Source organism: Pseudomonas sp. FW305-E2, assembly GCF_058782925.1.
Genome location: NZ_JBYSYE010000035.1, coordinates 42,688 through 68,634, shown reverse-complemented (window position 1 = coordinate 68,634; position 25,947 = coordinate 42,688). Strand labels below are relative to the sequence as shown.

Below are 25,947 nucleotides of genomic sequence, written 5' to 3'. Positions count from 1 at the left end.
GGTCATGGCGGTGGCGGCGGACATGGCGGTGGAAACGGCGCCGGACATGGCGGTGGCATGGGAGGGCATAGTGGAAGCGGGAAGGGCCTTGGAAGTGATCACGCTGGAAAGGCGACACGCGATCATGGGGTAAGCGGCAATCATTACGGAAGCTCGCGCAACAGCGACAACGGTCACGGCACCACCACCTCGGGTGTCGCTCACTCCAAGGACACTCGCGGTTTGGCCAAGTCCACGGCCATCTCTCGAACGACGCCAGGCGATCATAATTCGAAAGGCCTCAGCAACGCTGTCGGGTCTTCTTCAAAAAATGATCGATGATTTGACCGCATCCATGCCGTACCGGCTTTAGCGTGCACGAAAGCCGAGCGTAGGCCGGGCTAAATGAATGGGTCACCCCCACACCCTGCGAGGGCTAAGCTTTCGCAGAGTGTTTTGTTTTGGAGGCCATCATCACGAGCGAGTCAGCACGGGTCGGGATCGATCTCGGTAAACACAGTTGCCACCGGCATGCCCAAGACACGTTGGGCCAAGCGGTGTTTCGCAAGCGGGTAGACGGCACGATCAGCCACACAGCCCCGATTCGCATCCCAAGTACAGGGGGCGCTTAGCTGGCGTAGCAAGTTTCTGATTGGCCAGGCCTGCGTTTTGCTGCTGCGCGCTGTGTCGTAGCGGCCATGCTTCAGGTCGTATCTGGATGCGGCCTGAATCTTACCGGTCAGTATAGTCAGCTCCGTCCCTTTGCCGGAGTGCCTTGAATTGGACAATACCCGTGAGCGTTTGATTGATGCCGCGCTGAAGCTGTTTCTGTCGCAAGGTGTATACGTGACGGGGGTAACGGCCATTGCCGCGATGGCGGGTGTTACCAAAATGACGCTCTACAGCCATTTCCCCTCCAAGGATGCGCTGATAGTGGCGTGCCTTGAAGAGCGTGACCGACGCTGGCGTGAAGAGGTAGCGTGCACCTTGGCCAGGCATCCTGAGCCGGTCAGTGGCATGCTCGCTTTTTTCGATCTGTATGAGCGCTTTCTTTTAAAAGATAGCGAGCGCGGGTGCCTGTTCGTCAACAGTGCGGCTGAATTCCCCCAGTTTAGCCACCCCGTGCATTTGGCAGTGAGCCGGCATAAGCAAGGGATACGCGAAAACCTTGCTGCCTTGGCCATGAGCGCCGGGATAAGCGACCCTGACGCAGTTGCCCAGGGGCTGTTTATCTTGCTGGAGGGCAGTTTTGTCAGCGGCGCGATGGGCCAGGACGTGCGGGTATTCGACACTGCCCGACAAATAGCTCATTGCTGGATCCAGAGGCAGGAGCAGGGCGTATGACCCTGGGCTTGTTAGCGGCCATTGCCGCCACCTTTTCCTGGTCACTGCTCTACATCTTTCCGGGGCTGGTCGGTGACTACAGCCTTTTTGACCTGGCGGTGGTGAGCTATGCCTTTGCCGGGTTAGGTAGCCTGCTGGTGCTGTTCGTTTACCGTAGCGCAGTGCGGCAATTGCGACTGATTGACTGGGCCTGTGCCGCACTGCTGGGCTTCTTGGGATACATTGGCTACTTCTTCCTGATCACCACTGCGGTCTTGGCAGCCGGGCCGGTGATCCCTCCGGTGATGATGGGGTCGGTACCGATCGTGCTTGCGATTGCCGGCAACCTGCGCAGTGCCAGCGTGCCCTGGCGCGCCATTGCCGGGCCACTGCTGGTGGCGGGTCTGGGCATCAGCCTGGTCAATCTGAGCGTGTTTGATGCTAGCCGTGCGGCGGCAGTGCTCCCAACCGCATCGTTACTGCTTGGGCTGCTTGCATCGTTGCTGGCAATCGCATTCTGGACCGGTTTTGGTCTATTGAATGAAAGTGCTTTGGCTCGACGCCCAAGCATGTCTCCCATGTTGTGGTCAGCCATGTTGATCTTCATGTGCAGCGTCGAAATGCTGGCGTTCATCCCGGTTGGGCTGTACTTGAAACTGTCTCATTTCGCTAGCCATCCGAGCGGATTGGCAGGTACTCAGGCGCTGATCGTCTGTGGGCTGATTCAGGGGTTAGGGGCCACCCTTGCAGGTGCCTGGGCATGGTCAATCGCAACGCGGCGTCTACCGCTGGCGCTGAGCGGGCAATTGATCGCCAGCGGATCCATTTATGCAACTACGATGGGCCTGCTCATCAACCAACGCTGGCCGTCTCCTATGGAAGCGCTTGGAACAGGCTTGTTGTTCGTCGGGGTGGTGTGGGCTATTCACGCCTTTTACCGCAAGCAAACACGCCTCCAGACACATGGCGAGGCATCCAGGGTACGTATCTGATCCCCGGCTCGGTTGCCCGGCCATGCGTCTGGGCTGGCCAAGTTGGCTACGCCCGCTGTCCATGGCTCAGCCTATTTCAGCGGCACGTAGATGTCTGTCTGCCATTGCTCCAGTGGCGTTTCCGGATACACGCTCAGGTAATCAAAGAACAACGGATGATCACGCAGTTCTTCGTTGCTCGATGGCAGCCAGTCACGGTAGAGCGGGTAGATAGTTTCGCCAATGTAGTCAGGCGAACCGGTATGTCGAATCACGGCACAGCGCCCCGCCGGTATTACCCGTTCATGCACCCCGAAATCGTTGGGCTGCACTGCCTCGTCTATCTCGCCGCAGACGGCAAAGCGAAAGGCGTGGGCCGGGGTGGTGTCGGGGTTGTCGTAGGGGATACCGAAGGTACGGCTGCTGGCCACAGGCGACTGGCCGCTGTGCATGCGCCATTGGCGAAAACGCGCGACGCTTTCGCTGACCAGGCCGGGCGGCCCTTGGTGTTCGAGCGCGGCCACGCGGGTTTCGGCGAAATTCACGATACGGATCTGCATGGTGATACTCCTGGATCGCTGAGGAACATTGAATACCGCACTCCAGGCCTGCCAGTTCGGCGCCTTGGCGAAAGCGCTCGGCGCCATGCCGAAGGCGCGCTTGAACGCTCTGGCAAAGGCTTCGGGGCTTTCGAAGCCGGCGCCGAATGCGGCCTCCAGTATGGGCGTCGCGGGCGAGGCGACCAGTTGATGCGCTGCGCGTCGAAGCCTCATCAGTTGCACATACCGTGAAACCGGAACGCCCATGTAGGCCGTGAACTGCCGATGGAAGTGAAATGCCGAGAAGTTGGCGATGCGGCTCAAGGCATTCACCGACAGATCGCCTTCGAGGTGGCTGTCGATGTAGGCAAGCACGGTTTCGAACCGTTTCATGTAGCTAGGGTTGTGCTGTGAGTCAGTCAACGAACGGAATCTCTGGAAGGTGCGGTAAGCGCTAGCATCCGTTGTTCAGGTACCGAGGTGCCTAGCCGTGATTGCTCTATCGGGTGGCTTGATGTGCAGCCAAGCGTTATGAGTCAGGGTTACAGGGTGAGTACCAAGGGGCAGCAGCGTCGACGTAAACATGTTTCTGCTTCCTGGGCAGGAACGGTGTATCAAGCGTTCCCAGTGCTATCGAAATCCAGTCGGCAAACTCACCTTGGGCGCGTGACCAGAACAAGGTCGAGCCGCACTCCGTGCAGAACTCGCGCGTAACCGTCGGTGATGAAGAGAAGGCCTTGATGCTGGTAGCGCCGCGCAGTATTCGCAGCATGCTGCGCGGAATACTGCCGTACGAAGCGAATGCGGCGCCGTGACTTTTGCGGCACTGGCTGCAGTGGCAGTGGGTCACTGCCTTGGGAGGGGTGAGTAGCAGGTAAGAGACTGCTGCACACAAGCAGCTTCCTTGGTATGCCTCTGTCATTGGCGCTTCCGTGCTGGTGGGAAAGCGCCAGCGTAAACACCTTGGCCCGATCAGTCGACCGGCCTGCGGGCCAACGGGCAATCAAACGCTACGTGTCACGCCGCCATCGACCTTGATGTTCTGCCCGGTGATGTAGGCAGCGCCTTCGCTGGCGAGAAACGCGATGGTGGCGGCGATTTCCTCGCGGGTGCCATAGCGTTTGAGCGGCACGCTGTTGCGGCGCTGTTCGGTGGCCGGCAGGCTGTCGATCCAGCCGGGGAGGACGTTGTTGATCCTCACGTTGTCCCCGGCGAATTGGTCGGCGAAGATTTTGGTGAATGCGGCCAGGCCCGAACGGAACACTGCAGACGTCGGGAACAGCTCACTCGGCTCGAACGCCCAGGCGGTGGAAATGTTGATGATCACACCCCCTTTCTGGCGCTGCATGTAGGGCGTCACCAGGCGAGTCGGGCGAATGACATTGAGCAGATAGGTGTCCATGCCCTTGTGCCAGTCTTCGTCGCTGATTTCCAGGATTGGCGCGCGCGGACCATGGCCGGCGCTATTGACCAGCACGTCGATGCGCCCCCACTTTTCCACCACGGCATCGACCAGGCGTTTCAGGTCCTCAAGCGACTGGTTGCTACCTGTTATACCCACACCGCCAAGCTCGGCAGCCAGCGCTTCGCCCTTGCCCGAGGAGGACAGGATGCCGACCTTGAACCCGTCAGCGGCCAGGCGCCGTGCCGCTGCCGCGCCCATACCACTGCCACCTGCTGTGATGATCGCAACTTTTTCTACTGACATGCTGCCTCCGGAACGTTAATGGCCTAATGCTTAGGTGCACTAAAATTAGCAGCAGTCGTTGCCGCGAGGGAGACAGCTAAACTTCACCAAGGCAGTAGATTAACTATTGCCTGCTTGTTGCTTGAGCCAGCGCTGGACAATGCCTAGCGACTCCGGCTGCTGCAACTTTCGTGGCCATACCAGATAGAACGACTTATCGAGCCTGAGTTGCTGAGCGAAGACCTGGGTCAGCCTGCCCGCGACGAGGTCATCACTGACGAACGCCAGGCTTGCCAACGCAATACCCTGACCACTGATGGCCGCATCGATGGCCAATGAAGTCTGGTTGAACCGCAGGTTTTTGGCAGTGGCTTGCCCGTGTTGCGGGAACAGTTGTGCAAGGAACCGAGGCCAGAAATCATGGGCATCGTGGAGCAGGGTGAACGCTTGAAGCTGCTCGAAGCTGGTGGGGACTTTGCTGGCTTCGAACAACCTTGGGCTGGCCACGGCGACGATACGCTGTTCCATCAACAGCTCGCTGTTCAAACCCGCGCCGATGTCGGGCTTGCCATAGCGGACTGCGAGATCCACGCCGTCGGTATTGAAGTGGGACAGCCGATCTGTGGCCAGTACACGTAAATCAATGTCCGGATGGCTGTGCGCAAAGCGGCCCAGCCGGGGAATGAGCCATTTGGAGGCAAAGGTCGGTGTCACGCTGACCGTCAGATGAGACGCCTGTGGCCGCAGCAGGCGGGTTGCCTCATCGATCATCGCCAAGGCGTTGCGAATGCTGCCGCTGTAGCCCAGCCCCGCATCGGTCAGTGCCAGGCCCCGGGGCAGGCGCTCGAACAAACGAAGGTTCAGGCTCGCTTCCAGCCCGCGTATCTGTTGTGCAACTGCCGCCTGGGTCACCCCCAGCTCGTCGGCGGCCAGGCGAAAGTTCAGGTGGCGGGCAACCACTTCGAACACACGTAGCGCATTGAGTGAGGGCAAATCAGGGAAACCGTTTGGCATGGCGATGGACAGGGTCGGGCTGGAGGATTCACCCACGAGGCTACTCGCCGAGCGCCTGTAAAGAAACCCGCGCCACCGCAGGCAAGCCGCCACGCTGTGCAGCAAGCCCTCTGTTGGCGGCTGCACATTTTCATTGTTCAGCTTGACGCGTGAAATTTTTCATGTAAATTTTCATGAAAAATAAGTCTAAAAATTTCACGACAGTCCGAAACGATGAAGAGACACGAAGAGGTTGAAGCCCTCGCGATCCTTATTCACGACCTGCGCAAATTCAAGAACCTGACCTTGGGTGAACTGGCCGAGCGCATCAACCGCTCGGTGGGTTTCCTCTCCCAGGTCGAACGCGGCGTTTCGCGCCCGACCGTGGCAGACCTCACCGCTATCAGCGAAGCGCTCGGCGTATCAACCGCGTACTTCTACAACCTGAGCAAGCCCCGCAGCATTGGCTGGGTCACGCGCCCCCACGAGCGGCGCACGTTGTACCTGGAGTCGGGCATCACCGACGTGCTGGCTTCGCCGACCATCGCAGGCGCCTTCTCCATGCTCGACAGCCTTCTCGAGCCGGGCGCCACCAGTGGGGAGGCGTACTTGAGCGACCGTTCCGAGCAGGGCTGTTTCGTGCTCGAGGGCGAACTCACGGTGTGGCTGGACCAGGGCGATGCCGTGACCCTGCAAGCCAACGACTGCTTCCAGCTGCAACCCCATGCGCCGTTCCGTTACGCCAACCTGACGGACAGAACCACCCGTGTGCTCTGGGTCTTCAATTGAATTCGTTCACCTCACAAGGATAAGAAGATGAGTGTCATCTTTCCGGACCTGCTGGCTGAAGTGCGCTCGTTCCGAGCAGAACACCCGGCAATTCGCTATGTCGACCTGATTGCGCTGGACATCCCCGGGCACTTCTACGGCAAGCGCTACCCCATGGACATGCTGGAAAAAGTCGCAGCCGGTGCGCCACTGAAGCTGCCGCAGAACTGCGTGCTGCTGGGGACCCAGGGCGGCCTTTACCCGATTGGTGACTATTGCTTCGCCGACGGCGACCCGGATGCCGCCCGGCGCCTGGTGCCGGGTACGCTGAAGCCGGTGCGTTGGGAGAAGGAAGTGATCGCCCAGATGCTGATCACATCCGACGGCACCGCAAAGCCGATCGAATTCGAGCCCCGTGAAGTGCTGGCGCGTGTGCTTCAGCGTCTGGCCAAGCGTGGCATCCGCCCGGTGGTGGCGTTCGAACTGGAGTTCTACCTGTTCGACCGCAAGCTTGATAACGGCCTGCCGCAGTACCCACGTGACACGGCAACCGAGGATGAAGACGATCAGCCAAACATGCACATCGAGCGGTTGTCGCGCTTCTCGTCGGTCCTGCACGAGATGGTCGATGGCGCCAACGAGCAGGGCGTGCCGGCGAACGTCATCACCGCAGAGCTGGGCCCAGGCCAGTTCGAGATCAACTTCTCGCACAGCGACGATGCCCTCAGTGCGGCGGACTGGTCGGCACTGTTCTGCCGCAGTACCCGCGGTATCGCGATGAAGCACGGCTACCGTGCCAGCTTCATGAGCAAGCCCTACCTGGACGCGCCAGGCAGCGGCATGCATGTGCACGTCAGCCTGTACGACGAATCCGGCAATAACATCCTGGCGGGAAGCGAACAGCGCAAGCTGCGCCATGCGGTGGCAGGCTGCCTGGAGCTGCTGCCGCACTGCATGCCGATCTTTGCCCCCAACCACAATGCCTACCGACGTTATGGCGCCATGGTCAACGCGGCGAGCAAGGCCAGCTGGGGTTTCGAAGACCGTGACGCGTGCATCCGCATCCCCGAGTCCGACCCGCGCAACCTGCGCATCGAGCACCGCCTCGCTGGCGCCGACGCCAACCCGTATCTGGTACTGGCGGCCATTTTGACCGGGATGGAGCATGGTCTGGATCGTGGCGTGGAGCCCATCGCCCCGCTGAACGACAACCGCCAGAGCGGCATCGACTTCCCCAAGGATGCCCTCAGCGCCTTGGCCGCCATGCGTCATCACCCGGTGGTCAACGAAGGCCTGGGCAGCGAGTTCGTGATGGTCTATTGCGAAAACAAATACCAGGAGCAACTGGACTTCATGCACCACATCGATGCCCGCGAATACCGCTGGTTCCTGTAGGTGCCGAGGTTGGAACAGCGACGCTGCACCCTCCCTTTCTACCGTTTCAATACAACGCGCAATATGGATTTGCCGGAGGAAGATATGCCACGTGTGCCCGTGATCGGCATTACCGCATGCACCAGCATGATTGAGCTGCATGCAACCCAGACCATCAGCGAGAAGTACGCGCGCGCGGCAGCCAAGGCGGCGTGTGGGCTGCCCATCGTCATTCCCAGCCTCGGTGAGCTGATGGACAGCGCCGATATTCTTGACGTGGTGGATGGGCTGATCTTCACCGGTTCGCCGTCCAACATCGAGCCATACCACTACAACGGCCCGGCCAGTGCTGCGGGCACCCATCACGACCCTCTGCGCGATGCCACCACGTTGCCGCTGATGCGCGCCGCCATCGCCGCCGGTGTACCGGTACTTGGCATTTGCCGTGGCTTCCAGGAAATGAACGTGGCGCTGGGTGGCACCCTGCACCAGAAGGTCCACGAGACCGGCGTGTTCATGGACCACCGTGAAGGCAAGGATGAGCCCCTCGACAAGCAATATGGGCCGCGCCACACCCTGCATGTAGAGCCTGGCGGCATGCTCGACCGTATGGGCTTGCCGGCAATATTCGACGTCAATTCCATCCACGGCCAAGGCATCGACGTACTGGCCCCCGGGCTGAGGGTGGAAGCGCTGGCGCCCGATGGCCTGGTGGAAGCGATTTCGGTCGAGAACAGCAAGGGTTTTGCCCTGGGTGTGCAATGGCACCCCGAGTTCCAGGTCATGGATAACCCCCATTACCTGGCCATCTTCCAGTCCTTTGGCAAGGCCTGCCGGCACCGCTCGGTACTGCGCCAGAGGCTGTTGCTGTCTGCCTGAGCAGCGGCCTTTCCCACCTGTAAAAAATACCCTCGCAGCGCGGCTGCGCAACTTGATGGAGTGAAGTCAATGAGTGAACAGAATTCGCAGACCCTTGCCTGGCAAACCATGAGCCGCGACCATCACCTGGCCCCGTTCAGCGATGTCAGGCAACTGGCCGAGAAAGGCCCGCGCATCATCACCTCGGCCAAGGGCGTGTACCTGTGGGACAGCGAGGGCAACAAGATTCTCGATGGCATGGCCGGCCTGTGGTGCGTGGCGGTCGGCTATGGTCGCGATGAGCTGGCCGATGTCGCCAGCCAGCAGATGAAGCAGTTGCCTTACTACAACCTGTTCTTCCAGACCGCGCACCCGCCCGCGCTGGAGCTGGCCAAGGCGATCGCCGAGGTGGCCCCGCAAGGCATGAACCACGTGTTCTTCACCGGTTCCGGCTCCGAAGGCAACGACACCGTGCTGCGCATGGTCCGCCATTACTGGGCTCTGAAGGGCCAGAAGAACAAGAAGGTCATCATTGGCCGCATCAACGGCTACCACGGCTCTACCGTGGCGGGCGCCGCCTTGGGCGGCATGAGTGGCATGCACCAGCAGGGCGGGGTGATCCCGGATGTCGTGCACATCCCGCAGCCGTACTGGTTTGGCGAAGGCGGCGACATGACCGAGGCCGACTTCGGTGTGTGGGCGGCCGAGCAACTGGAGAAGAAGATCCTCGAAGTTGGCGTGGACAACGTTGCCGCCTTCATCGCCGAGCCGATCCAGGGCGCCGGTGGCGTGATCATTCCGCCGCAGACCTATTGGCCGAAGATCAAGGAAATCCTGGCCAGGTACGACATCCTCTTCGTCGCCGACGAAGTGATCTGCGGGTTCGGCCGCACCGGTGAGTGGTTCGGCACCGATTATTACGACCTCAAGCCTGACCTGATGACCATCGCCAAGGGCCTGACCTCCGGTTACATCCCCATGGGCGGGGTGATCGTGCGTGACGAGGTGGCCAAGGTGATCAGCGAAGGCGGCGACTTCAACCACGGCTTCACCTATTCCGGCCACCCGGTGGCGGCAGCGGTAGGCCTGGAGAACCTGCGGATCCTGCGTGACGAGCAGATCATCCAGCAGGTGCACGATAAAACCGCGCCTTATCTGCAACAACGCCTGCGCGAACTGGCCGACCACCCGCTGGTAGGCGAAGTGCGCGGCCTGGGCATGCTCGGTGCGATCGAGTTGGTGAAAGACAAGGCCACCCGGGCCCGTTATGAAGGCAAAGGTGTCGGCATGATCTGTCGCCAGCACTGCTTCGACAACGGCCTGATCATGCGCGCTGTAGGCGACACCATGATCATCGCGCCACCGCTGGTGATCAGTATCGAAGAGATCGACGAACTGGTGGAGAAAGCCCGCAAGTGCCTGGACCTGACCTATGAGGCTGTTCGGTAAGGGCAGAGGGCCTGGTTAGCTGTTCTCAGCACCTGTGAGATCGAGCGCCGCCTTCGCGGTGCTCGATCGGTGCCGCCATCGTACATTTCACCTCAGGCACCTTCCGCAAAGCATTTTGCTTTGTGAAATGAATCCTGTACTTTTCTGGGCATCCATTTCCCGTCTGAAAGTCGCGATTCAACCATGAAAGTGCACGAAGAAATCGAAGGCCTGGCAGTACTGATTCGCGACCTGCGCAAGTTCAAGGGCCTGACACTGGGCGAGCTGGCACAGCGCATCGGCCGTTCGGTGGGCTTTCTGTCCCAGGTCGAACGCGGCGTGTCACGCCCGACCGTGGCCGATCTCACAGCCATCAGCGAAGAGCTCGGTGTATCCACAGCCTACTTCTACAAGCTGGACAAACCCCGTGAGCTCGACTGGGTGACCCGCCCGCACGAGCGTCGCACGCTGCACCTGGCAGGTGGCATCACCGATGTGCTGGCATCGCCCTCCATAACGGGCGCGTTTTCCATGCTTGATAGCCATTTGCAGCCGGGGGCCAGCAGTGGCGAGGAGTACCTGGACGACAGCTCGGAGCAGGGCTGCTTCGTGCTCGAAGGCGAACTGACCGTATGGTTGGGCGATGCTGACCCGGTCACGCTGTACGCCAATGACAGTTTTCAGTTGCAACCCCACGCCCGTTTTCGGTATGCCAACCTGACCGACAAGCCCACACGCGTGCTTTGGGTGTTCAGCTGAGGGCCGTCGCACAGGCATGCGCTTGTGCCTGGGCTGGCCGGGAAAGTTGGCCTGCAAGCAATGTGCTGGCTGCATGGGGTATCCTTGCACCACGCAATCAACTTCGAAGCAGTGAATGAACAATGGGTTTTGAACAACTAGCTGAGCTACGAGACCGCCTGCGGGCGGAAAAAGGGCAGGTAAAGGCCGAGAGCGCGAAACCGCCCAAGCGCAAGTCGCCCCCGCAGGCGAAGCCGCGTGAGATGGACCCGGCGGTGGCAGCGATCTGGCCACTGCAGAAGCATTTTCCCTTGGCTTTCCCGGTCAACCCGGCCCCCAAGGTGCCGCTCAAGGAGGGCATTTTCAAGGATGCCGAGCAACACCTGGAGCTGCTTGGGTTAACCCGCGAACAGCTCAAGCTGGGCATTTCCACGTGGTGCCGGGGCACTCGATACTGGGCGAGCATGGTGGAGAATGCTCCGCGCCTTGACTTGAACGGTCAGGCCGCGGGTACTGTGACCGCCGCTCAGGCGCTGCATGCCAAGCAGCAGGCTGCGCGGCAACGCAGCCAGGATCGACGCAATCGAGCGAAGTCAAAGGCCCAGGACCAGGCCCAGGCTCCGGCCCCCGCCGCCGACACCGCAACGGTGAAGTCTACCGACTGAACTCAGTCGCGTTCTGCCCCGTAGCCATGCTGGATGGCAGCCCATTGCCGGGGCTGCCGTCTGGCAGGCCCGGCAATGGACCAGGTTCGGTTTCGAGGGCCTGGTGCATGCAACGATGGTTTCAAGACCCACCTGATCGGCAAGCCGTGGCAGATGATGCCGGGGCGTAATCACGTGCGTCGGTTTCAGAATGCGCCTGGTCGCTCGCATGCAACCCCTCGGCGCTACAAGTGCCATGCTAGCAGGATGCCCAAGGGTCAGTGCGCGCAGACGTGCGGCCGTGGGCGAGGAGGCCGCCAGTACCACGCAACTGTGACGTGGGCGGTGCGCCGCAGCAGAACACGCCGGAAACCTGCCCCTTAAAAAAAATCAGGCAGGGTCCGTGATGCCGAGGTCCGCTGTATGCCTGATGAATTGCTCCACCTGCCTGTAATCCAGCGCATTCTGGCCCGCGACAAGGACACCCCGGGTGCCCTGTTGCCGATCCTGCATGCCGTCCAGCACGAGCTGGGTTACATCCCCGACGCTTCTGTTCCCGAGATCGCCCATGCCCTCAACCTCAGCCTGGCTGAAGTGCGTGGGGTTATCAGTTTTTATCACGACTTCCGCACCGCGCCGCCCGCTCGCCACACCCTGCGCCTGTGCCGTGCCGAGTCGTGCCAGAGCCGTGGCGCCGAAGCCCTGGCCGCGCAATTGCGTGAACAGTTGGCACTGGACGACCACGGCACCAGCGCCGACGGCGCCATCAGCCTGCGCCCTGTTTATTGCCTGGGTGCCTGTGCCTGCTCGCCAGCGTTGGAGCTGGACGGCCAGGTGCACGCGCGCCTCACCCCTGAGCGCCTGCGGGACTTGGTTAACGGTTGCCGGGAGGACTCAGCATGCTGAAGCTGTATATTCCCTGTGATTCGGTAGCCCGTGCCGTGGGTGCCGATCAGGTTGCCGAGGCCCTGCTGCATGAGGCCGAGCGCCGCCAGTTGCCGCTGGACATCCAGCGCACCAGCTCGCGCGGGCTTTACTGGCTGGAGCCGCTGATCGAGTGCGACAGTGCGCAAGGGCGCCTGGGTTTCGGCCCGATTACGCCACACGATGTGCCGTCACTGCTTGATGCCTTGGCGGGCGAACCCGGTGGCCACTCGCTGGCACTGGGGCCGGTCGAAGAAATACCCTATCTCAAGACCCAGCAACGCTTGCTGTTCGCACGCGCGGGCATCACCCGCCCATTGTCACTGGACGACTATCGTGCCCATGGCGGTTTCGCAGGCCTTGAGGCCGCCGTGGCGCTGGACGGTGCCGAAGTGGTTGCCGCAGTACTCGACTCCGGCCTGCGTGGCCGGGGTGGTGCGGCGTTCCCGGCCGGCATCAAGTGGCGCACCGTGCGTGACGCTGGCGCCGGGCAGAAGTACGTGGTGTGCAACGCCGACGAGGGTGACTCGGGCACATTCGCTGATCGCATGCTGATGGAAGGCGACCCCTTCCTGCTGATCGAGGGCATGATCATTGCCGGCCTCGCCGTGGGTGCCGACAAGGGCTATATCTATGTGCGCTCTGAGTATCCCGATGCCATCCGGGTACTTGACCAGGCCTTCGCCATCGCGCGTGCCGCTGGCTACCTGGGTGCTGACGTAGCCGGCAGCGGCCAGGCGTTCGACCTGGAGGTGCGGGTGGGCGCCGGCGCCTATATTTGCGGCGAAGAAACCGCGCTGCTCGAATCCATCGAAGGCAAGCGTGGCATTGTTCGCGCCAAGCCACCGCTGCCTGCGCTGCAAGGGTTGTTCGGCCTGCCGACGCTGGTGCACAACGTGCTTACCCTGGCTTCGGTGCCCATCATTCTGGCCAAGGGTGCAGCGTTCTACCGCGATTTCGGCATGGGCCGCTCGCTGGGCACCATGCCGTTCCAGCTGGCCGGCAACATTCGCCAGGGTGGCCTGGTCGAGCGCGCGTTCGGCCTGACCCTGCGCGAGCTGGTGGAAGGCTATGGCGGTGGCACGGCCAGTGGCCGGCCGCTGAAGGCCGCGCAGGTCGGTGGCCCGCTTGGTGCCTGGGTACCCCCCAGCCATTTCGACACCCCACTGGACTATGAAGCGTTTGCTGCTGTGGGCGCGATGCTCGGCCACGGCGGTGTGGTGGTGGCCGACGATACGTTGAACATGGCCAGCATGGCGCGTTTCGCCCTGCAGTTCTGTGCCGAGGAGTCCTGCGGCAAGTGCACCCCGTGCCGCATCGGCTCCACCCGGGGCATGGAAGTGGTCGACCGGTTGATCGCCAGCAGCGACATCACCGAACGCCATGACCAGGCGCTGTTGCTGCGCGACCTGTGCGACACCCTGCAGTACGGTTCGTTGTGCGCCATGGGCGGTATGACTGCCTATCCGGTGGCCAGCGCGCTCAAGTACTTCCCCGCCGATTTTGGGCTGACCACCACGGAGGCCGCACAGTGATCAATTTCTTCGACCCCGCTTCTGATAAAAGCAGCGACCTCGGCACCCCGGCCCGCGAAAGCGACGTGCAGGTCAGCCTGAGCATCGATGGCCGCGCCATCAGCGTGCCTGCTGGCACCTCGGTCATGCGCGCCGCCGCCATGCTGGGCACCAGCATCCCCAAACTGTGCGCCACCGACAGCCTCGAAGCCTTCGGCTCCTGCCGCATGTGCATGGTGGAAATCGAAGGCATGCGTGGCTACCCGGCATCCTGCACCACGCCAGTCAGTGAAGGCATGGTGGTGCGCACCGAAACCCCGCGCCTGGCCGGCCTGCGTCGCAACGTCATGGAGCTGTACATTTCCGACCACCCCCTGGACTGCCTGACCTGTTCGGCCAACGGCAACTGCGAGCTGCAGACCGTGGCCGGCCAGGTGGGCCTGCGTGAGGTGCGCTACGGCTATGACGGCGCCAACCACCTGGACGAGAAAAAAGACGTTTCCAACCCGTATTTCGACTACGAGCCGAGCAAGTGCATCGTCTGCAGCCGCTGTGTGCGCGCCTGCGAGGACATCCAGGGTACGTTCGCCCTGACCATTACCGGGCGCGGTTTCGAATCGCGGGTGGCGGCCGCGGGGGGCGAAAACTTCCTGGCTTCCGAATGCGTGTCGTGCGGCGCCTGCGTGCAGGCCTGCCCGACCGCGACCCTGACGGAAAAGAGCCTGGTGCAGCTTGGCCAGCCTGAGCGTTCGGTCATTACCACCTGCGCCTACTGCGGTGTTGGTTGCTCGTTCCGCGCCGAAATCAAGGGTGACCAACTGGTGCGCATGGTCCCGGACAAGAACGGTGGCGCCAACCACGGCCACGCCTGCGTCAAGGGCCGCTTTGCCTGGGGCTACGCCACCCACCCGGACCGCATCACCAAACCGATGATCCGCAAGCGCCTGGAAGACCCATGGCAGGAAGTCAGCTGGGACGAAGCCGTGACCTATGCCGCCAGCGAGTTCCGCCGTATCCAGCTCAAATACGGGCGCGACTCCATCGGCGGTATCACCTCCAGCCGCTGTACCAACGAAGAAGCCTACCTGGTGCAAAAACTGGTGCGCACGGCGTTTGGTAACAACAACGTCGACACCTGCGCACGGGTGTGCCATTCGCCCACCGGTTATGGCCTGAAGCAGACCCTGGGTGAGTCGGCCGGCACGCAAAGCTTCGACTCGGTGATGCAGGCCGACGTTGTGCTGGTGATTGGTGCCAACCCTACCGATGCGCACCCGGTGTTCGGCTCGCAACTCAAGCGCCGCCTGCGCCAGGGGGCGCGGCTGATCGTGATCGACCCACGGCGCATCGACCTGGTCGACTCGCCGCACGCCCGCGCCGACCTGCACCTGCAACTGCGCCCGGGCACCAACGTGGCCATGCTCAACGCCCTGGCCCACGTGATCGTTACCGAGGGCCTGCTGGCCCAAAGCTTCATCGATGCCCGCTGCGAAACCGAAGACTTTGCCCGTTGGCGCGATTTCGTCAGCCTGCCAGACAACGCTCCCGAGGTGCTCGGCCCGATTTGTGGCGTGCCACCTGAGCAGATCCGCGCTGCGGCACGGCTGTATGCCACCGGCGGCAACGCGGCCATCTACTACGGCCTGGGTGTGACCGAGCACAGCCAAGGCAGCACCGCAGTGATGGGCATTGCCAACCTGGCCATGGCCACTGGCAACATCGGCCGTGAAGGGGTAGGGGTGAACCCGCTGCGCGGGCAGAACAACGTGCAGGGCTCGTGCGACATGGGCTCGTTCCCCCACGAGCTGCCCGGCTACCGGCATGTCTCCAACGAGGGCGTGCGCGCCGAGTTCGAACGGGCCTGGGGTGTGACCTTGCAGCCTGACCCGGGTCTGCGCATTCCCAACATGTTCGAGGCGGCGCTGGATGGCAGCTTCAAGGCGCTGTACTGCCAGGGTGAGGACATCGCCCAGAGCGACCCCAACACCCAGCACGTCACCGCGGCCTTGCTGGCCATGGAGTGCGTGGTGGTGCAGGACATTTTCCTCAACGAAACTGCCAAGTTCGCCCATGTGTTCCTGCCGGGCAGTTCGTTCCTGGAAAAGGACGGCACCTTCACCAACGCCGAGCGGCGTATTTCGCGGGTGCGCAAGGTCATGGAGCCGCTGGCAGGCAAGGCCGACTGGGAAGCTACCGTGGCCCTGGCCAACGCCCTGGGCTACCCGATGAACTACCGCCACCCGTCCGAGATCATGGACGAGATCGCCCGCCTGACGCCGACCTTCCGTCGTGTCAGCTACGCTGAACTCGACCGCCATGGCAGCCTGCAGTGGCCGTGCAACGACGCTGCGCCAGACGGCACGCCGACCATGCACATCGACCAGTTCGTGCGTGGCAAGGGCCGCTTCATGCTCACCGGCTACGTGCCCACCGACGAAAAGGTCAACAACCGCTACCCGTTGCTGCTGACCACCGGGCGCATTCTCAGCCAGTACAACGTCGGCGCCCAGACCCGGCGCACTGCCAACGTTGCCTGGCATGATGCCGACCGCCTGGAGATCCACCCGACCGACGCGGAAAGCCGTGGCATCCACGACGGTGACTGGGTCGGCATCGGCAGCCGCGCCGGGCAGACTGTGCTGCGTGCCAAGGTCAGTGCGCGGGTGGCGCCGGGCGTGGTGTACACCACCTTCCACTTCCCCGAGTCGGGGGCCAACGTGATCACCACCGACAACTCCGACTGGGCCACCAACTGCCCCGAGTACAAGGTGACGGCAGTGGAAGTGGTGAAAGTGTTCCAGCCATCGCAGTGGCAAAAGCGCTACCAGGACTTCAGTGATGAACAGCAGCGCCTGCTGAAAGAGCGCCGTACTGCGGAGAAAGCCGAGGTTCGCCGATGAGCAGTGAAAACCTGGTCAAGATGGCCAACCAGATTGCCCATTACTTCGACAGCGAGCCTGATCCGGCGCTGGCGGTGCAAGGGGTGCGGCAGCATTTGCAGAGCTTCTGGACGCCGGCGATGCTCCGGCAATTGGCGGAGTGGAGCGAGGCCCACGCGGGGGAGGGGCTTGATCCAAAAGTGCGGGAGGCGTTGGTTTAGATTCCCGGGCAGCAAAGAACCTTGAGGACGGGCTTGCCCGCGAATGCGGCGTGGAAAGCAATGACGCATTCGCGGGTGAACCCGCTCCTACAAGGGGCCTGCATATTGCCTACTCAGCCGCGGGCCAGCTCCGCCAGGTGGGCGATGGCTTCTTCGCTCTTGAGCACCAGCACATCGCCCTCCAGCGCATCCAGCACCACTTCCGAGGTATTGCCAATCAACGCCCCGGAAATCCCCGTGCGGCACACCGTGCCTATCACGGTCACCACTGCATTGAGCTTCTTTTCGGTATGTGGAATCAACACATCCGCTGGCCCTTCGGCCACGTGCAGGCACTCATCGCTGATGCCGTATTCGGCCTGGAACGCCTTGCATGCTTCACGGTAGCGTTTTTCGATCGTATCGCTCAGCTGGTAGGCCGGGTCCGACGCTGACAGCATCGGCGACGGGTGGGCGCTGATGACATGCAGTTCTCCCTTGGCCAGTTTGGCAATCTCGAAGCCGTGGTCGATGATGCTGGCATGCAGGCGGCGGTGGTCTTCGTCCTGGTTACCCACGTCCACCGCCGCCAAAATCTTGCCCCCGGTCCACGGCCGTTCGCTCTTGACCATCAGCACGGTACCCGGGCATTGGCGCAGCAGCTTCCAGTCGCTGGGGGTGAGCAGGGCCTTTTTCAGCGGGTTGTCCGGGCGGTGTTCCTTGATCACCAGTTCGCAGCCTTCGGCCTGCTGTACATGGATGATGGTGTCGTGCAGGCTGTCGCGCCAGCCCTCTTCATGGGTGACATTGTCGTAGCCGTCATCATGCAACTGGCTGCTCAGCAGGCTGAGCAGCGCACTGTGATCATGCCGCTTGTCACACATCAGCAAGTGCAGGCGTGCGCCCGTGACGCCTGCAATCAGCTTGGCGCGCGTAAGCGCCCGGCTGTGGGCGTGCGCGGGGTCGAGGACGACGAGGATGCTGCGGACGGCTTGCATGGGCGTTAACTCCCTTCGATGATGGCGACCAATGCCTGACTATAGTCGGCGCTTCCCCCGCCAGCGCTTGATGTACATCAAGCATAGTCACTGGCGTCGCCAGCCGCCGCCGGTATAATCGCCGACCCTGCCTGTTCTGTGTGGTTGCACGCTTATGTCCCTGATCCCCGAAATCGACGCCTTTCTTGGCTGCCCGACGCCAGACGCCTGGATCGAAGCGGCGCTCGCCGACCAGGAAACCCTGCTGATCGACCACAAGAACTGCGAGTTCAAGGCCGCCAGCACGGCCTTGAGCCTGATCGCCAAGTACAACACTCACCTGGATCTGATCAACATGATGTCGCGCCTGGCCCGCGAGGAGCTGGTGCACCACGAACAGGTGTTACGCCTCATGAAACGCCGCGGTGTGCCATTGCGTCCGGTGTCGGCAGGGCGTTATGCGTCGGGGTTGCGCCGGCTGGTGCGCGCCCACGAGCCGGTCAAGCTGGTGGATACGCTGGTGGTGGGGGCGTTCATCGAGGCGCGCAGTTGCGAACGTTTTGCCGCGCTGGTGCCGCATCTGGATGAAGAGCTGGGCCGCTTCTACCACGGGCTGCTGAAAAGCGAAGCGCGCCACTACCAGGGCTACCTGAAACTGGCGCACAACTACGGTGATGAGGCGGACATCGCCCGCCGTGTCGAGCTGGTACGCGCTGCGGAAATGGAGCTGATCCAGTCGCCAGACCAGGAACTGCGCTTCCACAGCGGCATCCCGCAGGCTTTGGCCGCCTGATGGGCACCGGGCGGCGCAGGCCTTAACTGCGCCGGCCCAGTAGCAGGCCTACCGCCAGCCCGAGGCCGGCGGAAATGGCCACGGTCTGCCAGGGGTGGCCGCCGATGTAGTCCTGAGTGGCGTCCACCACCGGTTGCGCCTTGCTGCGCACGTTGCTCGCCGCCTGGCGTGCCTGGCGCAGCTTCAGGCTCACCTGGGCGCGCAACGTCTCTGCTTCTTCGCCGACCAGTGCGGCACTGTCGTTCAGCAGTTTTTCCGATTCTTCTATCAGCGATTGCAGTTCGCTGAATACCTGGTCCTTGATCTGATCGCTGTCAGCCAGTGTGGCGTTTTTCCGAGCCATGAACTCGTCCTCGTCAATGGGGGTGTGAACAATGGATGCCGCCACGTCGGGAAAGTTGCGGCGGCTTTCCGATGATGGGTTGCCTGGGTGTAAGATAGCGGCCATTTTCAAACCTGCAGGTACCTTCATGAGTTTCAATCTGGCCAACATGAGCTTCGAGGAACGGGCGCAGATCGAGGCAGAGAAGGCCCGGCTGTTCGAGATGTGGCAGAACAACCTGGGCAAAGCCAAGGGCGAAGCCGCCCGGCTGATTGCCGAAAAGCCACGGCGCAAGGGCAAATGGGCCGAGTGGGTGCGCGCCGAACTGGACGGCATGACGCCGCCTGAGTACGCCAGCATGGTGCGCAGCGAAGTCAACAAGCTGATGGCCGCAGCCAGCGCCAACCGCTGAGCACACCCGCCCGGCGCTTGTCAGTAGGTGCCCTTGGGCAGGTCCAGCTTGCCTTCATCGGTAAAACGCACAGTCCCCAGCGGCCCGCCGGCCAGTTTGCCGCGCAGCTTGTAGGGTAGACCCTGCAGCGAATCCAGCTTGCCCAGCCCATAGGCCTGGCGCAGGAAGGAAAACGCCGTGATGCTTACCGGCACCACGATCACCGCTTCGTCGTAGCGGCCAATGTGCCCCTGCTGGTCACTGACACCAGCGGCCAGCGGCTGGCCGTTCACTTCCAGGTTCAAGGCAATGCCGTTGTAATCGATCGGTGCCTCATTGGGGTTTTGCACCCGCATTTTCACCGCCATGCGCAGTTCCAGCTCCTGACCGGGCAGTGGTTCGATGCCGATCACGCTGATGTTCACCGGGTCGCGTGGCTGGAACAGCGCACAGGCCGCCAAACCACAGGCCATCAGCAGGACCAGGAACAGGCGGGTGTAGCGGTACAGACGGGCAGTCATGGGCTGTGACCTTGCCGGAGTGGAGCTGGCAGTGTGGCAAATGCGCGTCGGCGTTGAAAGTATCGGTTCATATGAAAGATACTGTTTCTCATTAACGCTCGATAACCTCTCTTACTGGCTGTTCCCCAATCATGCTGACTTCACCCATGTCGGGCCTGCTGGCAAGCTTCCAGGAGCACTACGACGACCTGCTGCAGTTTCTGACGCGGCGCATGAGCGACCGTCAGCGCGCGGCCGATGTGGCGCAGGAAACCTACCTGAAGCTGGTGAACATCGACGAGCAGGCGGTGCCGGTGGTGCACGCGCGCAGTTTCATCTTCCGTGTGGCCGGCAACCTGGCGATTGACGCCTTGCGCCGTGAGCAACGCATCGCCGCCAGCCACGACGACAGCGACGGAGCCTGTGAGGTGGCCTGTCCGGCGCCGGCACCCGAGGCGGCGTTGCTGGCCCGCGAGCGCTTGCAGATTCTTGACCAGGCGCTGTTGCAGTTGCCCGACAATGCCCGCCAGGCGCTGTTGCTCAACCGTGTCGAGGGCCTGACCCAGAAGCAGGTCGCTCAACGCCTGGGGGTTTCCGAGAGCATGGTGGCAAAGTATATCGGCCAGGCCTTGCGCCATTGCCGCGGCCGGCTGAAGCAGGCGGGTGTGGCGGCATCGGTGGTGTTGCTGGTCGCCGCCGTGGCGGGTTGGCAGCAAGCCCCGATGCTGCTGGCCGATTACCACACCGCCGTGGGCGAGCGGCAGGTCATTACCCTGGCAGATGGCACACGGGTGACGCTGAACAGCGCCAGTGCCTTGAGCGTGGCGTTCAGCGAGCATGAGCGGCGTGTGGTACTCGATGCGGGTGAGGCGCTGTTCGAGACCGCCGATGATTCACGTCCGTTTGTGGTCGAAACGGCCGGTGCGCGGGTGCAGGGCAATGCCGCCACCTTCAGCGTGCAGCGCGATGGCCACGTCGTGTTGGCACGCGGTGAAGCCAAGGTGGGTGAACATGAACTGGCGGTGGCGGCCGATGCCGGCACGCAGATGGCCTGGCAGCGTGGCAAGCTGATCTTCAACGGCAAACCGCTGGGGCAGGTGCTGACGGAGCTTGAGCGATACCGGCATGGGCGCATTGTGTTGTCCGACAGCAAGCTGGCTGCGATGGAAGTGAGCGGGGTGTTTGACCTGGATGAACCTGAGGCCCTGTTGCGCACGTTGGAGCAGCGGTATGGCCTGAAGGTGACTTACCTGCCGTGGTTGGCCGTGGTGCATTGATCAGCCTGTGCCGGCCTCTTAGCGGCAAGCCCGTTCCTGCACAGATCGCACAATCTTCAGGCGGGCGCAGTCGTTGTAGGAGCGGGCTTGCCCGCGAAGAGGCCGGACAGAAATAAAAATATTTTCCATTTGGCACTGCAAGTTCCTGCAAGCCAGATCGTCGTAGTGAGACTGATCAGCAACCCATTCTCATTTACGACTTGTCAGGAAGCTCATTCGTGCCTCTGATGCTCAAGCCCTTGCACCGCCGTCGCGGTCCTTTTCACCATGCCTTGATGTCTTGCAGTGCCATGGCCCTGTTGCTCGGCCCCCTGCACGCAGGGGCCGCGACGACTGCCGAACAGACCCAGATGCAAGCTCGCCAGGTCCAGCTCGACCTGCCAGCCCAGCCGCTGGACCAGGCGCTGACCACCTTCGCCGACCAAGCCGGCCTGCACCTGCTGTACACCACAGGCGATGTCGCCGGCCAGGTCAGCCCGGCGTTGCAGGGCAACTACAGTGTCGAGCAGGCCCTGCAGCAGTTGTTGGCCGGCAGCGGCATGAGCTGGCAGTTCAGCGAGGCTCGCACCGTCACCCTGCGCAAGGCCGAGGCCGCGCCGCAGGCGGTCAACCTCAAGCCGATCGAAGTCAGCGTAGCCTCGCGCACCAGCACCGCCATCAGCGAAATCCCTGGGACCGTCTGGGTGGTCGACCAACAGCAATTGCGCGAGCAGATCGACAGCGGCGTCAGCCTGAAGGAAGCCATTGGCAAGCTGGTACCGGGCCTTGACCTGGCGCCGGAAGGGCGCACCAATTACGGCCAGAACATGCGTGGGCGCAACGTGCTGGTGATGATCGACGGGGTCAGCCAGAACAGCTCCCGCGGCCTGTCGCGCCAGTTCGACAGCATTTCGCCGTTCAACGTCGAGCGCGTCGAAGTGCTGTCTGGCGCCAGCGCCATCTACGGCGGTGGCGCCACTGGCGGCATCATCAACATCGTGACCAAAAAGGGCGAGCCTGGCCCGGCGCGCTTCGAGACCCAGTTGGGGGCCAGCAGCGGTTTCAACAACAGCGACGACCTGGCCACCCGCTTCGCCCAGTCGGTCAGCGGCGGCAACGACCGGGTCAATGCCCGGTTGGGCGTTTCCGGTGAGCAGAACGAAGCCTTCTACGATGGTGCTGGTGACCAGATTTTCATCGACAACACCCAGACCGACCTGCAGTACAACCGCACCATCGACGTACTCGGTACCTTGGGCCTGCAGCTGAACGACCAGCAGAGCCTCGACCTGTTGGCCCAGTACTACGACTCGGGCAACCACGGCAGCACGGGTATCTACTTCCCCAACCTGAACTACAACGCGCCATCCGACCTGGAAGACGCCGAACTGCGCAGCGGTTATTCATCGGACCTGGAGCCGCGTACGCGGCGCTTGCTGCTCAACGCCAATTACCACCACACCGACGTGCTGGGCCAGGACTTCTACCTGCAGGCCTCGTACCGCAAGGAAGACGACAACTTCTACCCGTTCCCGTACTACAACCGTGCCACGCCCACCGGCTCGCGCGGGGTGTACTTTGCGGCCTCGCAGCAAAACTTCGAAGTCACCAGCCTCAAGGGCCTGTTTGCCAAACAGTGGGATACGCTAAAGCTGACCTACGGCGTTGACCTGGACCGCGAGCGCTTCAACGCCGAGCAGACCACCTTCAACGCCCAGACCTCGTCCGAGTCGGGTGGCCTTGAGCTGGAAAAAGACAGCAAGGCCGCACGCTACCCCAGCTACCGGGTGGATGGTGTGTCGGTGTATGCCCAGCTGGACTGGCATGCCACCGACAACCTGACGTTGTCCGGTGGCGCCCGGCGCCAGCAGATGGACGTGGATGTCAGCGACTTCAAGGGCGTGCCCGGCGGCAGTAACGACTATCAGGTCAACCTGTTCAACGTCGGTGCCATCTACGACTTCAAGAACGGCCACCAGGTGTGGAGCAACTATGGCGAAGGCTTCGACCTGCCTGACCCGGCCAAGTACTACGGCAAGCCGGGCCTGAGCGTGGCCGATAACCCGTTGGCCGGTATCAAGAGCCGCCAGGTGGAAGTGGGCTGGCGCTATGCCGACCTGGATTGGGATGCACAGGCAGCGCTGTACTACATCTGGTCGGACAAGATCATCAACGTCGATTCGCAAACGCTGACCATCGACGTGGAAGAGCAGAAAAGCCGCGACTTTGGCTTTGAAGGTGCACTGACCCGGCACTTCCAGACCGGCTGGGAAACTGGCGGCACATTGCACATGACACGCTCCGAGGAAGAGGCCGAGGATGGCGGCTGGATCAAGCGCGATGCCCGTTATGCCTCGTTGTCCAAGGCCACCGCATTTGTCGGCTGGAAGGGCGATGGCCGCAGTGTACGGTTGCAGGCCAACCATGCCTTCAGCCTGAAGGACGATGCCGATCACGAGATTGACGGTTACACCACCTTTGACCTGCTGGGCAGCCAAGACACCGGTTTCGGCACCGTCAGTGCCGGTATCCAGAACGTGCTGGACAAACAGTACAGCACGGTATGGGGACAGCGTGCGACGTTGTTCTATTCGCCGACCTACGGGCCGGCGTATCTGTATGACTACCAGGGGCGCGGGCGGACCTACACCCTGACCTGGAGCATGGCTTACTGATTGTGGTTGCCTGAACCGGCCCTTTCGCGGGTGAACCCGCTCCTACACGACGGTGCCTGTGCCCAGCCACCGACAGGTGTCCACCACCGATCCGGTGTAGGCGCGGGTTTACCCGCGAAGGGGCCGGTGCAGGCAAACGCCGCCAGCAAATCCTGCGCAAATACATGGGCTGCCTCGCCAACCCCCTGTGCCCGGTGCCGGGCCAGGGTGAACGGCACCCCAAAATCAAGCTCAGGGTCCAGCGCCCATAACAGCCCCTCGGCCTCCCAGGCCTGTGCACAATGGCATGGCAAGTAGCCAATATGCCGACCAGACAGAATGAACGTCAGCACGCTTTCGATCTGCTCCGCCACTGCCGTGCTGCGTCTGCTCTGGAACGGTTCGCCCCCTTTGAGAAAACGGTACGGATGGCGCACCTGGTCCATGTCCAGCAACCGCTCAAGCCCAACATCCGTCTCGCCATACAGCACATGCCCCTTGCCGCAATACAGCCGCTGGCGCTCCGCGAACAAGGGCTGGTAATCAAAGGCCGCCTGGTTGCCGGAAAAGTAGCTGATGGCATAGTCCAGTCGCTGCTCCAGCAACAGCCGTTCCAGCTCCGCCGGCGGTGCACTGACAAGCTCCAGTTGCACCGATTCTTCTCGCCTGCGAAATGCCGCAATGGCCGCCGCCAGTTTCAGGCTCACCGCCTTGTCCTGATTTTCCGCCATGCCTATGCGCACAGTTCCCAGCAGGCGCCCGGCAACGCCGTTGGCCTGCTGGCGAAACTGCTCGATGTTCAGCAGCAGCCCACGCGCCGCCTCCAATAGCAATTCACCTTTTTCCGTCAGGCGAAAACCACCCTTGCCGCGGCTGCACAGGCGGTAACCCAAGCGTGCCTCCAGTTGCGCCATGCGCTGGCTGATGGTGGGCTGGCTCAGGCCCAGCACGCCTTGAGCGGCGCTGAAGCCACCCGCCTCGACTACAGTGACGAACAGCCGCAGCAGGTGCAGGTCGGGGTCGTGCACTTGTCCGAGCATTACATTGCTCCTGATGAATGTCAGCTTTGCAAACTTGCCATTTGTGCAATGTAACCCGGCTGGCATGCTCGCGGCATCCACCCATTTACCGAGGTGTCCGCCATGCGTCGATCGTTGTGCCTTTTGTCTCTGGTTCTGGCCCTGCCGCTGCAGGCCGAAGAAAAGGTCGTCAATCTCTACAGCTGGGCCGATTATGTCGCCCCGCAAACCCTGCAGCGCTTCGAACAGGAAACGGGCTACAAGGTGCGTTACGACACCTTTGACACCCCCGAGGTGCTGGAAACCAAGCTGTTGACCGGTGGTAGCGGCTACGACGTGGTGGTGCCGTCATCCACCGTGCTGGCCCGGGCGCTCAAGGCCAATGCCCTGCAACCGCTGAACGCTCAGGCCATGCCTGGCTATGGCAACCTCGACAAGGACCTGCTGGGCAAACTGGCCGAGGTTGACCCCGGCAACCGCCATGCGGTGCCGTACACCTGGGGCACGCTGGGCCTGGGGGTAAATGTGGAGGCCGTACGCCAGCGCCTTGGCGATGTACCGCTGGACAGCCTCGACCTGTTGTTCAAGCCCGAGTACGCCACCCGCCTGAAGGGTTGCGGCATCGCTTTGCCTGACTCGCCCCAGGAGGTGATCGGCGTAGCCCTGAACTACCTGGGCAAGGACCCTTACAGCCAGAACAAGGATGACCTGGCTGCCGCGCAGAACCTGCTCAGCCAGTTGCAGCCGTCGGTCAGCTACGTTGCCAACGGCCGGCAGATCAACGACCTGGCCAATGGCAGCGTGTGCCTGGCGTTGACCTACAACGGTGATGCCGCGATGGCTGCCGACCAGGCCCGCCGTGCCGGCAAGCCGTTCGAGGTGATCTACCGCATCCCCCGCGAAGGCACGCTGGTATGGCAGGACAACCTGGTCATCCCCAAGGACGCCCCGCACCCCGAGGCCGCACGGGCGTTCATCGCCTTCATGCTCAAGCCAGAGTCGGTGGCAGCGCTGACCAACACGCTGTTCTTCGCCAATGCCAACCAGGCTGCCACGCCGCTGGTGGACGAAGCGGTGCGCAACGACCCGGATATCTATCCGTCGGCCGAGGTGCGTCAGCGCCTGTATGCCGACCGCAGCATGGCCTTGGCCGACCTGCGACAACGCAACCGTCTGTGGACCGCCTTCCGCAGCCGGCAGTAGCCCATGACAATCA

At 62.3% G+C, this 25,947-nt stretch carries 25 protein-coding genes and 1 pseudogene; 18 read left to right on the top strand and 8 right to left on the bottom strand.

Translation table 11 applies throughout. From position 1 onward, the window contains the following. From AC3WLP_RS21470 to AC3WLP_RS21460, 3 genes are all read left to right on the top strand, one after another. On the top strand, positions 1–321 hold a 321-nt coding region (locus AC3WLP_RS21470; RefSeq protein WP_103340260.1), incomplete at its 5' end, for a hypothetical protein. Between the two features lie 438 nt (positions 322–759). Next, positions 760–1,323: a TetR/AcrR family transcriptional regulator gene (locus AC3WLP_RS21465; protein ID WP_088513715.1), complete on the top strand. Its 564-nt coding sequence runs from the start codon at positions 760–762 to the stop codon at positions 1,321–1,323. Beyond that, positions 1,320–2,294: a DMT family transporter gene (locus AC3WLP_RS21460; protein ID WP_088513716.1), complete on the top strand. Its 975-nt coding sequence runs from the start codon at positions 1,320–1,322 to the stop codon at positions 2,292–2,294. The genes AC3WLP_RS21465 and AC3WLP_RS21460 overlap by 4 nt, the downstream gene beginning before the upstream one ends. 71 nt (positions 2,295–2,365) lie before the next feature. Here the strand turns inward: AC3WLP_RS21460 and AC3WLP_RS21455 are convergent, their stop codons facing one another. The 4 genes from AC3WLP_RS21455 to AC3WLP_RS21440 all read right to left on the bottom strand — a co-directional run bounded on the left by AC3WLP_RS21455 (position 2,366) and on the right by AC3WLP_RS21440 (position 5,513). Next, on the bottom strand, positions 2,366–3,205 hold the full coding sequence (locus AC3WLP_RS21455) for an AraC family transcriptional regulator (protein ID WP_012053137.1): 840 nt from the start codon (positions 3,203–3,205) through the stop codon (positions 2,366–2,368). A gap of 136 nt (positions 3,206–3,341) precedes the next feature. Next, a complete protein-coding gene (locus tag AC3WLP_RS21450; RefSeq protein ID WP_012053136.1) occupies positions 3,342–3,734 on the bottom strand; it encodes a GFA family protein in 393 nt (130 codons plus the stop codon). Between the two features lie 81 nt (positions 3,735–3,815). Beyond that, positions 3,816–4,520 (bottom strand): SDR family oxidoreductase, encoded by a 705-nt coding sequence (locus AC3WLP_RS21445; RefSeq protein ID WP_088513717.1) that lies wholly within the window; start codon positions 4,518–4,520, stop codon positions 3,816–3,818. Positions 4,521–4,619: 99 nt separating this feature from the next. Then, complete coding sequence (locus AC3WLP_RS21440; protein ID WP_088513735.1) at positions 4,620–5,513, bottom strand: LysR substrate-binding domain-containing protein; 894 nt, start codon at positions 5,511–5,513, stop codon at positions 4,620–4,622. A gap of 213 nt (positions 5,514–5,726) precedes the next feature. Here AC3WLP_RS21440 and AC3WLP_RS21435 point away from each other — a divergent pair, with 213 nt between their 5' ends. The 10 genes from AC3WLP_RS21435 (at position 5,727) to AC3WLP_RS21390 (ending at position 16,840) form a co-directional block, all read left to right on the top strand. Next, positions 5,727–6,281 carry a helix-turn-helix domain-containing protein gene (locus AC3WLP_RS21435; RefSeq protein ID WP_004576758.1) on the top strand — a complete coding sequence of 185 codons (555 nt, stop codon included), beginning with the start codon at positions 5,727–5,729 and terminating at the stop codon, positions 6,279–6,281. 27 nt (positions 6,282–6,308) lie between these two features. Next, entirely contained in the window at positions 6,309–7,655 is a 1,347-nt protein-coding gene (locus tag AC3WLP_RS21430; protein ID WP_014859679.1) for a glutamine synthetase family protein, read from the top strand. A gap of 84 nt (positions 7,656–7,739) precedes the next feature. After that, on the top strand, positions 7,740–8,513 hold the full coding sequence (locus AC3WLP_RS21425; protein ID WP_088513718.1) for a gamma-glutamyl-gamma-aminobutyrate hydrolase family protein: 774 nt from the start codon (positions 7,740–7,742) through the stop codon (positions 8,511–8,513). Between the two features lie 69 nt (positions 8,514–8,582). Continuing rightward, positions 8,583–9,941, top strand: a complete 1,359-nt coding sequence (locus AC3WLP_RS21420) for an aspartate aminotransferase family protein (RefSeq protein WP_003248853.1) — start codon at positions 8,583–8,585, stop codon at positions 9,939–9,941. A 183-nt stretch (positions 9,942–10,124) separates the two neighbouring features. After that, positions 10,125–10,679, top strand: coding sequence for a helix-turn-helix domain-containing protein (locus AC3WLP_RS21415; protein ID WP_003248854.1), 555 nt, complete (start codon positions 10,125–10,127; stop codon positions 10,677–10,679). A gap of 122 nt (positions 10,680–10,801) precedes the next feature. After that, a complete protein-coding gene (locus tag AC3WLP_RS21410) occupies positions 10,802–11,323 on the top strand; it encodes a ProQ/FinO family protein (protein WP_088513719.1) in 522 nt (173 codons plus the stop codon). Positions 11,324–11,725: 402 nt separating this feature from the next. Continuing rightward, positions 11,726–12,208, top strand: a complete 483-nt coding sequence (locus tag AC3WLP_RS21405; protein ID WP_003248859.1) for a formate dehydrogenase subunit gamma — start codon at positions 11,726–11,728, stop codon at positions 12,206–12,208. Then, positions 12,202–13,761, top strand: a complete 1,560-nt coding sequence (locus AC3WLP_RS21400) for a formate dehydrogenase beta subunit (protein WP_088513720.1) — start codon at positions 12,202–12,204, stop codon at positions 13,759–13,761. The genes AC3WLP_RS21405 and AC3WLP_RS21400 overlap by 7 nt, the downstream gene beginning before the upstream one ends. Continuing rightward, entirely contained in the window at positions 13,758–16,640 is a 2,883-nt protein-coding gene (gene fdhF / locus AC3WLP_RS21395; RefSeq protein WP_088513721.1) for a formate dehydrogenase subunit alpha, read from the top strand. Before AC3WLP_RS21400 ends, fdhF begins: the two co-directional genes overlap by 4 nt. Next, positions 16,637–16,840: a formate dehydrogenase subunit delta gene (locus AC3WLP_RS21390; protein ID WP_088513722.1), complete on the top strand. Its 204-nt coding sequence runs from the start codon at positions 16,637–16,639 to the stop codon at positions 16,838–16,840. Before fdhF ends, AC3WLP_RS21390 begins: the two co-directional genes overlap by 4 nt. 113 nt (positions 16,841–16,953) lie before the next feature. Here AC3WLP_RS21390 and AC3WLP_RS21385 read toward each other — a convergent pair whose 3' ends face one another. Beyond that, the gene (locus tag AC3WLP_RS21385; RefSeq protein ID WP_014753894.1) at positions 16,954–17,817 is read right to left on the bottom strand and encodes a universal stress protein; all 864 of its coding nucleotides are present in this window, start codon (positions 17,815–17,817) and stop codon (positions 16,954–16,956) included. A gap of 154 nt (positions 17,818–17,971) precedes the next feature. On the opposite strand from AC3WLP_RS21385, the gene AC3WLP_RS21380 reads away from it, so the two are divergent. Further along, on the top strand, positions 17,972–18,589 hold the full coding sequence (locus AC3WLP_RS21380) for a MiaE family protein (protein ID WP_003248869.1): 618 nt from the start codon (positions 17,972–17,974) through the stop codon (positions 18,587–18,589). Positions 18,590–18,611: 22 nt separating this feature from the next. Here the strand turns inward: AC3WLP_RS21380 and AC3WLP_RS21375 are convergent, their stop codons facing one another. Then, positions 18,612–18,932, bottom strand: coding sequence for an ElaB/YgaM/YqjD family protein (locus AC3WLP_RS21375; RefSeq protein WP_003248878.1), 321 nt, complete (start codon positions 18,930–18,932; stop codon positions 18,612–18,614). A gap of 127 nt (positions 18,933–19,059) precedes the next feature. Between AC3WLP_RS21375 and AC3WLP_RS21370 the strand changes: the two genes are divergently transcribed. Continuing rightward, the gene (locus AC3WLP_RS21370; protein WP_003248880.1) at positions 19,060–19,323 is read left to right on the top strand and encodes a hypothetical protein; all 264 of its coding nucleotides are present in this window, start codon (positions 19,060–19,062) and stop codon (positions 19,321–19,323) included. A gap of 20 nt (positions 19,324–19,343) precedes the next feature. Here the strand turns inward: AC3WLP_RS21370 and AC3WLP_RS21365 are convergent, their stop codons facing one another. Continuing rightward, complete coding sequence (locus tag AC3WLP_RS21365; RefSeq protein ID WP_014753892.1) at positions 19,344–19,823, bottom strand: LEA/WHy family protein; 480 nt, start codon at positions 19,821–19,823, stop codon at positions 19,344–19,346. A 131-nt stretch (positions 19,824–19,954) separates the two neighbouring features. Between AC3WLP_RS21365 and AC3WLP_RS21360 the strand changes: the two genes are divergently transcribed. Next, the gene (locus AC3WLP_RS21360; protein ID WP_014753891.1) at positions 19,955–21,079 is read left to right on the top strand and encodes a sigma-70 family RNA polymerase sigma factor; all 1,125 of its coding nucleotides are present in this window, start codon (positions 19,955–19,957) and stop codon (positions 21,077–21,079) included. A 227-nt stretch (positions 21,080–21,306) separates the two neighbouring features. Further along, on the top strand, positions 21,307–23,733 hold the full coding sequence (locus tag AC3WLP_RS21355) for a TonB-dependent receptor (protein WP_088513723.1): 2,427 nt from the start codon (positions 21,307–21,309) through the stop codon (positions 23,731–23,733). A 131-nt stretch (positions 23,734–23,864) separates the two neighbouring features. Here AC3WLP_RS21355 and AC3WLP_RS21350 read toward each other — a convergent pair. Further along, positions 23,865–24,752: pseudogene (locus AC3WLP_RS21350) on the bottom strand (LysR family transcriptional regulator); the annotation flags it as partial. A gap of 102 nt (positions 24,753–24,854) precedes the next feature. Between AC3WLP_RS21350 and AC3WLP_RS21345 the strand changes: the two are divergent. Continuing rightward, positions 24,855–25,934, top strand: coding sequence for an extracellular solute-binding protein (locus tag AC3WLP_RS21345; RefSeq protein ID WP_004576767.1), 1,080 nt, complete (start codon positions 24,855–24,857; stop codon positions 25,932–25,934). The last annotated feature ends 13 nt before the right edge of the window (positions 25,935–25,947 follow it).